15 protein-coding genes and 1 pseudogene are annotated in these 13,814 nt (G+C 70.1%); 8 read left to right on the top strand and 8 right to left on the bottom strand.

Features of this window, described 5'->3' with window-relative positions:
* On the top strand, positions 1-377 hold a 377-nt coding region (locus tag ABZS58_RS50010), incomplete at its 5' end, for an integrase core domain-containing protein (RefSeq protein WP_354791791.1).
* Between the two features lie 30 nt (positions 378-407).
* Here ABZS58_RS50010 and ABZS58_RS50005 read toward each other — a convergent pair.
* The 4 genes from ABZS58_RS50005 to ABZS58_RS49990 form a co-directional block, all read right to left on the bottom strand.
* On the bottom strand, positions 408-782 hold the full coding sequence (locus tag ABZS58_RS50005) for a hypothetical protein (protein WP_354791789.1): 375 nt from the start codon (positions 780-782) through the stop codon (positions 408-410).
* Positions 783-1,074: 292 nt separating this feature from the next.
* Entirely contained in the window at positions 1,075-1,464 is a 390-nt protein-coding gene (locus ABZS58_RS50000) for a cupin domain-containing protein (protein ID WP_354791788.1), read from the bottom strand.
* 162 nt (positions 1,465-1,626) lie between these two features.
* Positions 1,627-2,160: a hypothetical protein gene (locus ABZS58_RS49995; protein WP_354791786.1), complete on the bottom strand. Its 534-nt coding sequence runs from the start codon at positions 2,158-2,160 to the stop codon at positions 1,627-1,629.
* Positions 2,157-2,546 (bottom strand): hypothetical protein, encoded by a 390-nt coding sequence (locus ABZS58_RS49990; protein WP_354791784.1) that lies wholly within the window; start codon positions 2,544-2,546, stop codon positions 2,157-2,159. The genes ABZS58_RS49995 and ABZS58_RS49990 overlap by 4 nt, the downstream gene beginning before the upstream one ends.
* Before the next feature lie 404 nt (positions 2,547-2,950).
* Here ABZS58_RS49990 and ABZS58_RS49985 point away from each other — a divergent pair, with 404 nt between their 5' ends.
* The gene (locus ABZS58_RS49985; protein ID WP_354791782.1) at positions 2,951-3,073 is read left to right on the top strand and encodes a hypothetical protein; all 123 of its coding nucleotides are present in this window, start codon (positions 2,951-2,953) and stop codon (positions 3,071-3,073) included.
* A gap of 16 nt (positions 3,074-3,089) precedes the next feature.
* On the opposite strand, the gene ABZS58_RS49980 is transcribed toward ABZS58_RS49985, so the two are convergent.
* Positions 3,090-3,584, bottom strand: coding sequence for a nucleoside deaminase (locus ABZS58_RS49980; protein ID WP_354791781.1), 495 nt, complete (start codon positions 3,582-3,584; stop codon positions 3,090-3,092).
* Between the two features lie 349 nt (positions 3,585-3,933).
* Here ABZS58_RS49980 and ABZS58_RS49975 point away from each other — a divergent pair, with 349 nt between their 5' ends.
* Entirely contained in the window at positions 3,934-4,158 is a 225-nt protein-coding gene (locus tag ABZS58_RS49975) for a hypothetical protein (protein ID WP_354791780.1), read from the top strand.
* A 662-nt stretch (positions 4,159-4,820) separates the two neighbouring features.
* Here the strand turns inward: ABZS58_RS49975 and ABZS58_RS49970 are convergent.
* Positions 4,821-6,983, bottom strand: a complete 2,163-nt coding sequence (locus tag ABZS58_RS49970; RefSeq protein WP_354791779.1) for an ATP-binding protein — start codon at positions 6,981-6,983, stop codon at positions 4,821-4,823.
* Between the two features lie 97 nt (positions 6,984-7,080).
* On the opposite strand from ABZS58_RS49970, the gene ABZS58_RS49965 reads away from it, so the two are divergent.
* Positions 7,081-7,755, top strand: coding sequence for a response regulator transcription factor (locus tag ABZS58_RS49965; RefSeq protein WP_354791778.1), 675 nt, complete (start codon positions 7,081-7,083; stop codon positions 7,753-7,755).
* 119 nt (positions 7,756-7,874) lie between these two features.
* On the top strand, positions 7,875-9,293 hold the full coding sequence (locus ABZS58_RS49960; RefSeq protein WP_354791777.1) for a hypothetical protein: 1,419 nt from the start codon (positions 7,875-7,877) through the stop codon (positions 9,291-9,293).
* 57 nt (positions 9,294-9,350) lie between these two features.
* Here the strand turns inward: ABZS58_RS49960 and ABZS58_RS49955 are convergent.
* Positions 9,351-10,039 (bottom strand): annotated as a pseudogene (locus ABZS58_RS49955) (IS6 family transposase).
* Positions 10,040-10,435: 396 nt separating this feature from the next.
* Between ABZS58_RS49955 and ABZS58_RS49950 the strand changes: the two are divergent.
* Positions 10,436-11,380 (top strand): M15 family metallopeptidase, encoded by a 945-nt coding sequence (locus tag ABZS58_RS49950; protein WP_354791776.1) that lies wholly within the window; start codon positions 10,436-10,438, stop codon positions 11,378-11,380.
* A gap of 112 nt (positions 11,381-11,492) precedes the next feature.
* A complete protein-coding gene (locus ABZS58_RS49945) occupies positions 11,493-11,876 on the top strand; it encodes a VOC family protein (protein ID WP_344505999.1) in 384 nt (127 codons plus the stop codon).
* An 88-nt stretch (positions 11,877-11,964) separates the two neighbouring features.
* On the opposite strand, the gene ABZS58_RS49940 is transcribed toward ABZS58_RS49945, so the two are convergent.
* Positions 11,965-12,687, bottom strand: a complete 723-nt coding sequence (locus tag ABZS58_RS49940; protein ID WP_354791774.1) for a hypothetical protein — start codon at positions 12,685-12,687, stop codon at positions 11,965-11,967.
* A gap of 219 nt (positions 12,688-12,906) precedes the next feature.
* On the opposite strand from ABZS58_RS49940, the gene ABZS58_RS49935 reads away from it, so the two are divergent.
* A complete protein-coding gene (locus ABZS58_RS49935; RefSeq protein ID WP_354791772.1) occupies positions 12,907-13,218 on the top strand; it encodes a DUF6584 family protein in 312 nt (103 codons plus the stop codon).
* Positions 13,219-13,814: the final 596 nt, after the last annotated feature.

Raw genomic sequence — 13,814 nt, 5'->3', positions numbered from 1 at the left:
TGCGCGCCGACCTCGTGTGCGACGCGGTCCAGCTGGCCCACTGGCGCGGCCTGGTCAAGCCACACGCCATCTTCCACTCCGACCGCGGCTCCCAGTACACCTCAACCGAGTTCCGCACCACGCTCAAGACACTCCACATGAGAGGGTCGATGGGCCGCATCGGGTCGTGCTACGACAACGCCGTCGCCGAATCGTTCTTCGCGACCCTGAAAGCCGAGATCGGCACCCGGGTCTGGGCCACCCGGGCCGACGCCCGCCGAGCCGTGTTCGCCTACCTTGCCTACTACAACCGCAACCGTCTACATTCGACACTCAACCACCGAACCCCGTACGAGGCCCGCGTCTGCTACCGTCAGGCCACCGCCCTCGCGGCATGAAACCCCGGTGTCCGATCCTGGGGTGGAACTTCAGTCGTAGCCGCACCGACCCTCTGGCAGCTGCACACCGCTGGCAAGCAGCTCCTCGACATCGGCGTTGGCTTCGTCGGCAAAGTGCGCCGTCCACGACCGACCGTCGGGTGTTGCGGCCGCATACTGCAGGCACGAACTCTCCGAGATCCATACCGCCAACGCCGGCGCGCCGGTGGCCTCCGCTAACGGAGCGGGACCCGCTCCGACGGTCGGCCATTGATGCCCGAACGGCGGCGCCAGGTGCAGCAGCTGCCAGCCGTCGTCTCTGCGGTACGGCCACACCACCCGCGTTCCGAACGCAGACTGGACCTCGGGCAACTGCGGCAGCAACGTGTCACACCGTGCGATGACCAACGTGCCGTAGAAGCCCATGCCCGACCTCACCCATTCCAGAGATGGATACCGCACCTCGTCGCCGCGTCGGGTCATCCACTCCACGAGAGTCAGCCATGGCACGCTACCGGACCCGGGCGGCGTCGCGCTTCATGCTCTTCCAGCTGCAGCCGCCTGCTGAGCCTGCATGCGGGGTGTACGGATTTGCCGCTGGGCGCTCGCTTCGCTTCGTATTGGTGACCGGCTTTGCCGGTGCACGCATCGAAGTGGTTGGCCGCGAGGTTGTCCGAGGACAGTCCGCGGTCGGGTTCCGCTGTGCCGACGTTTGAGGTCAGCCGGAAGCGGGCGCAGGCCCGTCGACATTGATGGTGAGTGGACCGGTGCCCGAGCGAGTGACGATCTCTTGCGCGGCGGTCGGTCCCGGGTTGCTCTCCCGGTGCACGACGTGCTGGGGAATGTGGACGAAGTCGCCGGGGCCGGCATCGATGGCCCGGGCGCCGCCGGGGCCGAACTCGATGCGAACGTTGCCCTCGACGACGTACACGGAGGTGTCGTGTTCGCCGTGATGGTGCCAGCCCGACGTTGCGCCGGGAGCGGAGCTCACCAGGCCGGACCACAGGCCGTTGACGGCAATGGCCTGTTCACGGACCTTCCCGGGCGTCGGGTCACTGACCCGACGGTCCGAGGGGCCGACGCGGGTAACCTCATCAGGCTCGCTCATCCAACGCTTCCTCAATGCAGTATCCGGGCTGAAGGCTACGCCGCCGGGGCTGCCGGCGCACGCCGATCGTCGATCGACCTCGCACGGGACTGCAGCACCACAAGATCACGTGCGCTCTCATGCCGCCGAGCGAGCGCCGACGCACCGCAGTACACGGACTGCTCAGTCGGTGGCCGGAGCGTCGGGTGCGTGGAGCAGCACCTCATGCATTCGGCGGCGCAGTCCGAAGACCGCCACCACCAGCAGGGCGGTGAGCGCCACACGGGCGAACAGCAGCGGGATCATCCACTGCAGCTGCACCTCGAAACGGTGCCCATCGAGCAGGCTCACGTGCGGCAGCGCGAACCCGGCCGCGACGGTGGCTACGACCCCGAGCCGCCACGCGACGACCGGGCGGGTCGCCAGGACCAGCGCCGGATCGGCGCCGCGGCTGCGCACCAGCGCGGTGCACAGGTAGTACCACACCGCGGCGAAGAGCAAGTGGCCATAGAACAGCAACGTCTCGTACGTGCCGAGGCGCTGCCCAAGTTGCAGCTCACCAAGCGGCGGCGACGGCAGCGCCGCGCTAACGTGCAACAGCGCCGAAACGTCCGCTACGGCAACGAACACGAAGATCGCGGCCGTGGCGAGCACGAACCACATGGCGTTGTCGAGCCGCGCGGCGACGCCACCGGCGGCGGTCCGGAACGTGGTCACGCCCACCATCCGTGCGCCTTCAACGACAGCCGGGTGGCGGCGGCAAGGTCGTCAGTCACTGCCGCCCAGCCGTCCCCTGTCACCACGGCCTGGGCGCCCAACGCCGCCGGCCGTTGGGTACGGTTGCTGGTCAGCCACTCGTCGCGCTGACGCGCGCCGTCGAACGTCACGATGGTGACCCGATGGTGCCCCTCCAGCGGGCATGCACCCATCTCCCGCGCGCCCGGTTCCGAGGGCACTTTGTCGACGCTGGCACAGCCGATGGCAGCCCCGATCTGCGCCACGGTGAGTCGCGGCTGCGCCACCGCGTTCTGCGTCACCCACCCGCCGAGCCCAGCGACCAGCAAGGTCCCGGCGATGATGAGCTCGGTCTTGATTGAAATCACGCGCGCGACTGTAGCGACCGCCGCCATGGTCGGCAACGCCGCCCATCGGTATGTGCACATGCGGTCTGGTCGTGGGAGTTGTGGCTGGCCGCCCACTGGATGGTCCAAGCGGTCCAGGGGCCGGCGTCATGCACCACGGCCTACACGTTCGCCGGGCTCGGCCGTACTACTGGGGTGCCGTCGAATCACTGTTGAGTTCGAACGGGTCCTCGACTGCGAGCGCAATTGAGTACCGTCCGCCTCCGCGGGCTCCGCACCGGCCGCTTACCCAAACGCATCAAGCTCCGAGCGACTACATGATCGGCTGCGCGGATCTGCCGCGATCCGCTCGCTGACATCCGCCACGTTCGGCGGTCCGGCCGCCGAGCGCTCATGCCGAAGTGAGACGCGGTTCAGGTCGACCGGTGACGGACATGAACCTTCGCTTCGACAGCCCGCTCGCGTTCGACAAACGCTCCGTCGAGCTGCTCATGATGCGAATCGACGATGGCGTGCGCGAGCCGGCAGCCACGCCGCTGGCTCGCTGAACGGACTTCCTGGCACTTATCGGGCGCCGCCGTTGTAGACGACGGCGTCGTCGCGTGCGCCGTACTCGCGGAACGTGGCGAGGGCCTCGTCGCGCAGCACGTCGGTGTGCACCTCGACACCACGGGCGTGCAACTGCTCCTTCCAGGCGGGGCGCATCGGGCCTTCGTCGAAGCCGGTGAGGTGTTCGACCTCGTCGCCCGCGCCGGCGATGACGAGCCGGGCGATGCCGGACCACAGGACGGCGCCGTAGCACATGGCGCAGGGACGCCAGTTGACGGCGAGCTCGACAGGGTCGCTGCCCGGGCCACCGAGATTCCAGGTGCCGAGGTGGGCCTGGGAGAGGGACTGCGCGACGACCACGGCGTGCATCCCGGACAGGCCGCTGGCCAGGACGAGATTCACGCCGACGGCGATGATTTCGCCAGTACCGGCGACACTGACAACGGCGGCGAACGGCCCGCCGGTGCCCTCGCGGTGGTTGCGGCCGGCGAGGCGGTGCGCGACCCGCATTCGATCCTCGACGTCCGGCAGGACGGGCTCAACCTCGGCGAGCTCGGCCGCGACCCAGTCGGGCAGCTGCGCGCCGAACCTGGTGGTAGTGATCTCTATGCTGGGATTCCCCGTTCTATGCGGTGAAGAAAGTGGCTGAAGCCGAGGGGTGCGCAGGCCGCGCCGGTACGCGACGGACCTGCGGTCGGCGGGGATGTTGACCTCGATGCGCGGATCCAGGGCAGGTTCTCCGGCTGCTGCTGCACCTCGACGACGCGCCGGTCCTCCTCGAAGACCCGCCGGTTGAAGACGAAGATCTCCTGCGCCGGCTGGCCGATGAGGAAGTTTCGCGATCGGCGCGAACATACGCGTGCGGCGGGCCGACACCGGCGACGCGGCGTTCGTCCCGGTCGTCGGCACCGCGAAGGCCTACCCCGACGGCGCATGCATCGTGCCGGTCGATCGGCACGGCCACACCGCACAGATCGTTCCCGGCTCCCGCTCGGCGAGCCTTCGCGCCGCGGTGACCGCAGACGCGCTCGCCGTCCTCGAACCCACCTGGACCGCCGGAGCGCCGGCCCGGCTCCTGCCATAACACCGGCGTTGATCAGCGACCGTGAACGCATTCGGTGAAGAACCGGGGGCCAACGGCTGCGCCGCTGAGGGTTCCCGTCACGCGGTGTTGTCCTCGACGTCCGTTCACCGTCAGTAGTTGTCCGCAACGACGCACTGCGAACATGAGGACGTGTCCAAGTGGACGCACTCATGAAACCCACACGGTGATCGTATCCAGAGAGTTGCCGGTCGAGCTTCCCTCGTAGCGCTGGTGGTCGATCGCTGTCGGCGGCGGCTGCGGGAGAAGGAGCCACCTCATCCTTACGCGGCCGTCGACAGCGCTCAGGTTGCCGCGGACCATCTCTGTCGACGTGGCCGCTCCACTCATTGCTCGCCATCAACGACCTGAGACACGACTCGGACAGGTCCGCATCCGGCGCTGCCGGCGACCTGCCAGAGTTCTACGCGGGTGCGAGCGTGCCGCTTGACCTGCCCGGATGGCATTTTCGGCATGCACAGTTCCAGACGAGCGTGCCGCGGGTGTTCGCGGTGGGCGACCTGCGGGCGGGCTGACGGTCAGCCGGCGAACCCGCGCTCGCCGTACAAGCCCGATAACGACGCTGCCGGGGCCGGAGACGCAGGCTGAGGCACAGCCGGGTTCGGTCGACGAGCCAGCCGTAGGGCCGGCACTCGTAGGACGTGTCACCCGGCCCGGCAGACCGGGGGATCGTCCACGACGTCTCCACAATCCGGCAGGGGGAGGTAGGCGGTGACGATCGTGCCGCTGGGCTCGGCGGTGTGGATGTCGGCGGTGCCGCCCAGTTCGGCGCAGCGCTCGCGGATGGAGCGCAGGCCCACGCCGGCGCGGTACACCTCGGGGAGGCCGCAGCCGTCGTCGGAGATCTCGATGGTCAGGCCCTCGGCCCGGAAGAGCCGGATGCGGCAGTGGCTTGCCTGCGCGTGGCGGATCACGTTGGTCAGGGCCTCGGAGACCACGTGGTAGGCGGCCACCTCCACGGCGGCTGGCAGGTGCTCGACGTCAGGCGTGGTCTGCACGGTGATGGTGACCGTGCCGCCCAGGCGGGCCGCCTGTTCGCGCAGGGCGGCGGTGAGGCCCAGCTGGTCGAGGATTGGCGGGCGGAGGCCGTCGATGAGGCGGCGGACGTCGCGCAGCGCGTGCTCGTGGGTCTCGATGAGGCCGGCGAACATGGCGTCGGCCGTGGCCGGGTCGTGGTGCAGGAACTGCCGGGCCAGCCGCAGGCGCAGCGTGACCGACGCCAGGGTCGGGCCCAGGCCGTCGTGGATGTCGCGGCGGATGCGGCGGCGCTCCTCCTCCAGGGCGGTCACCGTGCGTTCCAGGGAGCGCTGCAGCCGCTCGCTCAGCCGCAGCTGGTGGGCGATTACGCCGACCTGGCGGGCCAGGCCGTCGAGGAGGCGCTGGTCGTCGGGGCCGAACGGTTCGCGCAGCGGGCCGGGGTCCAGCCTCAGCCGGCCGTGATGTTCGCCGTGATGCACCAGCGCGATGTCCACCGGCGGGCCGCTCGGCGTGCCCACGGCGACGCCCGGGAGGCCGGCGATCTCGATGGCCGCGTACGACAGCCGCAGCGTGCGCCTCAGGGTGTGTACCGCGTGTTCGAGCACGGCCGTCGGTGAGGCCGACGACGACAGGGTCGCGCTGAGCTGGCGCAGCACCTCGTAGGGGTCGTCGCGGTCGCCGTACAGCAGGCGGCTCACGACGCTGCGCAGACGGGTGGCCGCCGGCACCACGGCGACGGCGATGATCGCGACGGCGGCCAGCGGGACCTGGGCCCCCAGCAGTGGCCGTAGGGCGGTGACGATGCCGACGTAGGCGACCACGATCACGGCGGACAGCAGGCCGTACACGAGCGACCGCCGCAGGATGACCTGGATGTCGAAGAGCCGGTACCGCAGCACGGCCGCACCCAGGGCCAGCGGGCAGGGCAGGAAGAACAGCGTGAGCACGTCCCAGCCCAGTAGGGGCGCGCCGGCGAGCCACTCCGGGATGCGCCCCAGCCCCAGGTAGGCGGCCACGCCGAAGCCGAACGTGTAGAGCTGCCAGCGCATGCGCTGCCGGTCGCCGGGATCGCGGTTGCGGATGTACCCGGTCACGAGCGCGGCGACGATGACGAGCGGGTAGACGTTGGCCGCGGGCGGTGACACGGCGGCGAAGAGCCCCAGGCGTTGCAGGGCATTCGCACCGGGCAGCCCGGCGAGCACCCGGGCGGCGTAGAGCACGAGCGGCGCGGCATAAATCAAGACCGTCCAGTACCACGCCAGCGGCCGCCGCCGCGTGAATACCAGGGCGAAGTGCAGCATCGCGCCCCACAGCAGCGCGTTTGCGGTGTCGCTGACCAGGGTGGGCCAGATCCTTCCGGTGGCGACATCGATGACCTGGCTGGACAGCGGGTACGCGGCGCCGCCCAGCACCTGCAGCGCCGCGATCGCGAACAGCGACCGGGCGGCCGGGTCGCGTGGCCGGCGGAAGATCACGAAGGCGGCGACGGTCAGCTCGGAGGCGGCGAACGGCAGCGCCCACAGATGCTCGCGCAGCACGCGGCGCACGGGGTAGGTGTGCAGCTGCACCGGGACGTCCACAGTGGAGCCGTCGCGGATCATGGTATAGACGGCCACCCGGCCGGGCGTGACGCCGCCGAGGGGACGGCCGTCGACGGCCACCACCAGGTCGCCCGGCCGCAGCGGGCCGGCGTGGACCTCGCGGACCACCACGCCGTCGGGGCCCCACGGGGGCGCACTCGGATAGACCGCCGTGCCGTCGGCCGGTGCGCCGAGGCGTACCGTCGCCACCCACACCGCGGGCACGACGCACGCGAGCAGGAGCAACACGAGACCGGCCCACCGCCGCACTGCACCGTCCCCTTGACGCTCGGGTCGCTTTCCCGCATGGTGGGGCATCGATCCTCGTTTGCGGCGGCGGTGATGCATGTCCGACAGTGAGCGGCCTTTGCGGACCGGCGTCGGGCCGTTGCGGGTCGTGGTCGCGGACGACCATCCGGTGTTCCTCGGCGGGCTGCGGCTGCTGCTGGACACCGACCCGGGCCTCGAGTGCGCGGGGACGGCGGCCACGGGCGCGGCGGCGGTCGAACTGGCCGGCTGCGTGCGGCCGGACGTGGTGGTGCTGGACCTGCACATGCCCGGGCTCAACGGCGTCGAGGCGGCGCGGGCCATCACGGCCGCGGCCGCGGAGGTCGCCGTGCTGATGCTGACGATGCTGGACGACGACGAATCGGTGTTCGCCGCGCTGCGCGCCGGTGCGCGGGGCTATCTGCTCAAGGACGCCGAGCCGGCCGAGATCGTGCACGCCATCCACGCGGTCGCCTCGGGTGCCGCGATCTTCGGGCCCCGGGTGGCGCACCGCATCATGGAGCACTTCGCGGTACCGCGCACGGTCGACGACCTCGCGGACCTGACGCCACGGGAGCGGGAGATCCTGCGGTTCCTGGCAGACGGGCAAACCAACGCGGCGATCGCCGCGCAGCTGCACCTGAGCCCGAAGACGGTGCGCAACCACGTCTCCGGCATCTTCGCGAAGCTGCACGTCACCGGCCGCGCCGAGGCGATGCTGCACGCCCGCCGGGCCGGCCTCGGCAAACCCTGAGCGACCCGGCCGGGGCTCGGGCCGTCCGGGCTGGCCCGGGACAGCAGTCCCGGGTCGGCCGGGCAGCGCGGGACCGCCGCCTCAGGCGCCCGGCCGGTGGGGTTCTTACCGTGTGGCTCATGAACCGCCGCCTCCGTCCGGCCGTTGCCGCCGTCATCCTCGCCTCCTCGTTGGGTTCGTCGGCCGCGTTCGCCGCCGACGAGCCGAAACACGCCGTCTGTAGCAGCCGCGCCTGCCTCGTGCTGCTGGAGAGCTGGAGGGACCGCGACCGCGACGGTGTCGCCGACGTCGACGAGAAACTTGCTGGCACCTCAATGGACGACCCGAACTCCGCCCCCGACCCGGCAAAGCTGCTCGACCTGCTGCTGGAGCGCAAGCTCGAGTCGTTCGAGCGGCATTTCACCGAGCTGGTCCTGCTGCCCACGGTCACCCCGGACGGCCGGGCGCTGGCCACCGGCCTGGGCGAGTTCCCCATCGTCGACCACGACGCCAACCTGCTCGCCTCGATGGGCATCGTGTTGGACGCCCTGGACGTCAACGGGTGGGACCTGCAGTTCGGGCTGAAGGTCAACGGCTCGAAGCAGCCGCCGACCTACGGCATCACCCCCGGCACGATGAGCGGCACGACCTTCCTCACCAAGTACGACCGCTCGCTCTACTCGGCGGGCACGGCGGGCGGCCTGTCGCAGTTCGGCGCGAACTCCGGCAAGGAGGTCCAAGACGAGACCCTCGGCGGTGTCGACGGCAAGCCCTACATCGATTACAGCGGTGGCGGCGCCACGCAGCTCTACTCCATCAACTACACGGACGGCAGCAAGGACATCGTGCGGAACTCGGTCAGTCAGGACAAGAACACGAAGGAGGCGTCGAGCTCGGTCCGCAGCGTCGACCCGCAGGGCGAGACGACCGGCGAGGTCTACCGGTACCAGCGCGAGTCGACGGCGCCGGACGGCACGAAGACCACCACGCTGTCCAGCAGCCAGCCGACCAAGGACGCCAACGGTCAGGTCAACGGCTCGAAGTCCATCCGGGTCACGATCATCCAGCGGAAGGACGGGACGGGCAAACTGACCAGTACGACGACGACGACCGACGCGGACGGCAACATCATCGAGCAGACCGAGACGGAAGCGGACTGCGACGCGGCGTGCGCCAAGAAGGAGAAGGAGGCCGCCACGAAGGACGAGTTCATCGACCCGGACTCCATCGGCTTCGACATCGTCACCGAGCTGGACCTGGCTCGCCTGGAGACCCGGATCAAGCACATCGGCCAGCCCGGCCCGGACAACGGCGACACGCAGCCCGCCGAGCCCCAGCCGTCCGGGTCATGCCCACCGGCCTGCGGTAACGACGGCCTGCTCGTGCTGATGGACCCGGACGCGGTCGTGGTCGTGGCCACCAGCGAGCCGAACTTCAACCGGCACCTGTTCCCGGACTACGACCCGTGGCTGGAGGAGATTTCCGGCATGGCCGGCCAGCCGGTCCCGGTCACCGGCGTCCAGCCGGGCCCGGTCCCCACCGTGGCCCCGAAGCCGTGAGGGCGCCGTTGCGTTATCTGATCGGGTGACGCAGTGAGCCCGGTTCCCGTGGCTGGCTCAGATGGCGGTGGCGAGCTCGGTGAACGCTGCGGCGACTCGGAGCCCGGACGGTGCGTCGAGCCCGAGTTCGTAGTGTCCGCGTCGGAAGTTCTGCATGAAGGCGTGTCCGGCGATGATCGTCTGTGCGGTGCGGCCGGTATGCAGCCCGCGCATCGGTCTGAGCCGGTGCTTCAGCTGGCCGTGATCGGCCTCGATCCGGTTGTTGGCATGGCGTTCGACGTGGTGCCACGCCGACGGGACCAGCTCGTCGAGGACGGCCAGGTACACCGGTGCCGCGTCGGTGACGACCTCGTTCGGTGTGACCTTCAGCGTGGCCAGCGCCCGGCGGAAGAACCGGCGTGCCGCTGCGGCGTCACGGCGGGCGGAGACGAGCACATCGATGACCTGGCCGTCCTGGTCGACGGCGCGATACACGTACCGCCAGACACCGTTGACCTTGATGTAGGTTCGTCGACGAACCATCTGTCGCCGGGCGCATGCCGGCAGAACCGGGCCGCATCGGCGAGCAACGATGTGAATCGTTGCACCCACCGGAAGATCGTGACGTGGTCGACCTCGGCACCGCGCTCGAGCAGCAGTTCCTCGACGTCGCGGTAGGACAGGCCGTAGCGCAGGTACAGCCGGACCGCGACCACAATCACGTCCGGCGGGAACCGGAACCCGGCGAACGCTGACCGCGGCGGCAACGACGGTCTGCGGCTTGGAGACTTCACTGCTCAAGCCTGCCTCGATCATGCCGAACAGTGAATGCAACAGAGCCCTTGTCGGCAGGTACACCGTCATCGACCGCGTCTCCCCTTCGCGAAGGCCGCCGCCGCGTACCGCTACTACGAGTCGGGCAGCCCGTTCGGAAGGTGGTCATCCGGACCAGGTAGCGGACCGTGTCGCACAGGCTGCATCCCCGAGCACAGCTGACTCCGCGCAGGGCCTTGAACGTGGTCTCCGGACGAACCGCAGGCGAGCGCCCGAGCCGCTGCGGCCCGGAGCGACCAGGTGGCAGCACCGCCCTGCGGCAGGTGGGAGGGGCGCCGACCGCGCGGCTCGCGGGCATCGACCACCGTACAAAGCACAATAATCTGCGCATGTACCTCACGACAGGCGGGCCCACAGCGTCCGGTCGGGCGGCGGCGAACGGGGCCGGCGCACGCCGGCGTGCCGGGCACTGCGTCCGCGTCCTGGCCGCCGCTGTGGCCTGCACACTGATCGCCGCGTGCGGCGGACCTGCCCGGCCGACGCAACCGCCGCCCGCCCCGACGATCCCGGCGCCGGCCCGCGAGTCGTCCCCGCCCGCCGCGGGCGACACGTCCCCGCCGGCACCGCCGAGCCCGTCCACGGCCGCCGCGGCTCAGCTCCCGCCGGGATTCGTCTCGCTGCCCGACATCGATCCCAGCATCCTGACCGACATCCGTTACGCCACCGCCCACAACTTCGTCGGCCGGCCGATCACCGGCTACCAGCGGCCACGCTGCCTGCTCACCCGCCAGGCCGCCGAGGCGCTGCACCGGGTGCAGACAACCGCGCTCAGCAAGGGGTACAGCCTCAAGGTGTACGACTGCTACCGGCCCCAGCAGGGCGTCGACGACTTCGTGCACTGGGCGACGACAGCCGACCAGCGGATGAAGGCGGAGTTCTACCCCGAGGTCGACAAGTCCGTGCTGTTCGACGACGGATACATCGGCGGGCCCACCGCGCACAGCCGGGGCAGCACGATGGACCTGACACTGGTCGCCACCCCCTCGCGCGCGGAACCCTCCTACCGGACGGGCGAACCGCTCCTGCCCTGCACCGCGCCGGCGGCGCAGCGGTTTCCCGACAACAGCATCGACATGGGAACCGGCTTCGACTGCTTCGACCCACTCGCACACACGATCACCGCGGGCCTGAGCGGCTTGGCGAGGAACAACCGGGCGCTGCTCACCGGCCTGATGGCACAAGGCGGGTTCACCAACTACCCGAAGGAATGGTGGCACTACACGCTCGACAACGAGCCGTATCCAAGCACATATTATGACTTCCCGGTGGCGTAGCGACACCCTCGCACCGGCGAGGAGCATCCCTGCCCGTTCGCCGACCGACCGGTCGCCGCGTGCACCACGTGGATCCGCTGCGGAGTGGCCGGAGGGCGGGGATGATCGAGCCGTGGAGGTACTGAGCAGCCGCATTCTGCTGCGCCCGGCCGATTTCGGGCGCAGCCGGAGCTTCTACCGCGACATCCTCGGCCTGGCGATCTACCGTGAATTCGGACCGGCCGAGCACCCGGGCGTGGTCTTCTTCCTCGGCCAGGGGCTCCTCGAAGTGTCCGGTTCGCACGATGAGCCCGGCGGACCGCTGCAGTTGTGGCTGCAGGTCCGTGACGTCCGGGCCGAGTACGAGCGCCTGCGGGCCGCGGGGGTGACGGTCCTCCGGGAGCCCCGGCGGGAGTCGTGGGGGCTGGTCGAGGTGTGGATCGAGGACCCGGACCGCGTGCCGATCGTGCTCGTCGAGGTCCCTGCCGACCACCCGCTGCGGCGCGACCCGCGATGACCGTCGGCGCCGGCGCTCCGGACGGCCGCAGCACCGCAACGCGAGCCACCGCTGCCGCTGCCGCCACCTGCCGGCTCAGCTGATCGGCTCAGCTGCGGCCGGCTCCGGACGACCGCGCGTCGCGACGCTCCTCCTCCCGCCCGACCCAGGCGGCGCACTCCTCGATCGCGTCCACGAGCAGCGCGCGCAGCAGGCGGTCCCGATGCGGCGTGCAGGTCGCGGCGACCCCTTCCACCGCCGAGCGGACGGCGTGCGGCGCGACCCGCCGGCGGAAGGCCGCCGCCGATGCCGCAGGCACGCCACGGGTGAACTTCCCGGCCCACCGGGTGGCCCTGGGGGCCTGCGCCAGCGCCTCCTGAGAGCGCTTCTCCAGCGTGTCCGGCGACCGCCCGTCGAGAACGGCGAGCATGTGATCACAGGCCAGCACGGAGACCGCCATGGCGCACTGCCGCTCCGCGGCCACAACCGGCAGCGCCGTCGTCGCCAGCCGGAGCGTGATCCGCGCGTCGACGCGCAGGTCGGCACTGACCAACCCGATCACCGACGGGACCAGGCCGGCCAGCTGCTGACGGCCGGCATCGGAGGTGTTGTCGTTGACGAGACGGGCCACCCCGGCGAGCAACGGGTGAGTGCAGACCGGATGGTCGCTCCACCGCCCACCGGCCAGAAACGACGCCAGTTCCATGAAGCAGGCACCCTTGCCCGGATGGCGATGCTTGCCTCGCGACAGCATCGGAACCGCGTCCGGCGCCCGGACATCCTTCATCAGCACGGACCACCTCCTGGCCGACACCACCGTGGCCGACACCATCCGCTGTTCTCTTCCCCGCGCCCCGCGTCAGTAACTCGGCGTGTTCGACTCATCTACCGGTCTTGCGCGCTCCTTCCGTGCTCGGCCCGGCATGCACACTGAGATGATGCCGGAGCGCCTGATCGCCATGTGGCAACGACTGTGCGACGTCGCGCGGACGATGCCGCCCCGCCGACACCGCGCCGTCGCGATCACACTCATCCTGCTCACCAGCGCCGTGTGGGCGGTGAACTCCGCACCACTGAGACAGACCACGCTGCCGCCCTGGAGCCGGTGTCGCCGCACGACGAGCACAGCCCCCCAGCCGACGCACTGCTCGCGGATCTGCGGCGCGGCCACTACCACCCAGCGATGCAGCGCTTGGAGAGCCTCACGGCCGCCTACCCCGACGACCTGGATCTGCGTGCTGAGCGTGCGGCTCTTTACCGGCAGGTAGGCAACTTGGTTGAAGCCGGACGCTGGGGCTTCCTCACGGAGGATGCCACCGAAACGGAGATTGCCGCATTCGAGAAGCCCAATCCTGGTGCCTAGATGCGCCTGCTCGTGTTGAGGGTCAATACAGACCCGACAGACAAGCTCGGGCCGGTGGCGAGCGCTCGTTTGGCGCGGTTGATCGAACGGGCCAGCCAGGACGGCCCGGCACCGGTGGCTTGGACTGAGGCCGGCCCCGGCCTCAGTTCCCGGTCCATGGCGCGACGAGCTTCCCTGCCTGCTGGCAGCGGTGGTAGGACTGATCGTCGTGACGCTGGCCGTCCTCGGACTGATCACCGTGATCCGGTGGGCACTGTAGGCCTACTGCCCGCAGGCGATCCGAACCGAGGCGTCGTGAGGGTGTGCAACTGCCTATCTCCCTCCGGGCGGTCGCTGAGGTTGGCGAGCAGCCGATGGATCGCCGGCGCCGCGGATGCGTCGCCCCGTTCGCTCATCGGCTCCTTGTCCGGACGCCGACTGGGCCAGCTCGCAGTGACGTTGCGTAGCGAGCGGATCGCGGCATGAGCGTTGCGCCGCGAGGCGCCTTGTTGTATCCCCGGTGCAGCCGGGAGGAACTCGGAGGGAGGTTCCTGGGTCTGATGGCTTACCTGGATCTGAAAGGTGAAGGGGACAAGAGCATGCCAGGAAAGCAGTGG

Origin of the sequence: Dactylosporangium sp. NPDC005555 (assembly GCF_040605635.1) — a bacterium.
Taxonomy (GTDB): Bacteria; Actinomycetota; Actinomycetes; order Mycobacteriales; family Micromonosporaceae; genus Dactylosporangium.
The sequence above is the reverse complement of the archived record's forward strand: the minus strand, read 5'-3'. Positions and strand labels throughout refer to the sequence as shown.

Coding starts and splice junctions, on each gene's coding strand:
- ABZS58_RS50005 (WP_354791789.1), bottom strand. CDS start 782: ATGGGCTTCTACGGCACGTTGGTCATCGCACGGTGTGACACGTTGCTG.
- ABZS58_RS50000 (WP_354791788.1), bottom strand. CDS start 1,464: ATGAGCGAGCCTGATGAGGTTACCCGCGTCGGCCCCTCGGACCGTCGG.
- ABZS58_RS49980 (WP_354791781.1), bottom strand. CDS start 3,584: ATGCGGGTCGCGCACCGCCTCGCCGGCCGCAACCACCGCGAGGGCACC.
- ABZS58_RS49965 (WP_354791778.1), top strand. CDS start 7,081: ATGTCCGACAGTGAGCGGCCTTTGCGGACCGGCGTCGGGCCGTTGCGG.
- ABZS58_RS49960 (WP_354791777.1), top strand. CDS start 7,875: ATGAACCGCCGCCTCCGTCCGGCCGTTGCCGCCGTCATCCTCGCCTCC.
- ABZS58_RS49950 (WP_354791776.1), top strand. CDS start 10,436: ATGTACCTCACGACAGGCGGGCCCACAGCGTCCGGTCGGGCGGCGGCG.
- ABZS58_RS49940 (WP_354791774.1), bottom strand. CDS start 12,687: ATGGTGTCGGCCACGGTGGTGTCGGCCAGGAGGTGGTCCGTGCTGATG.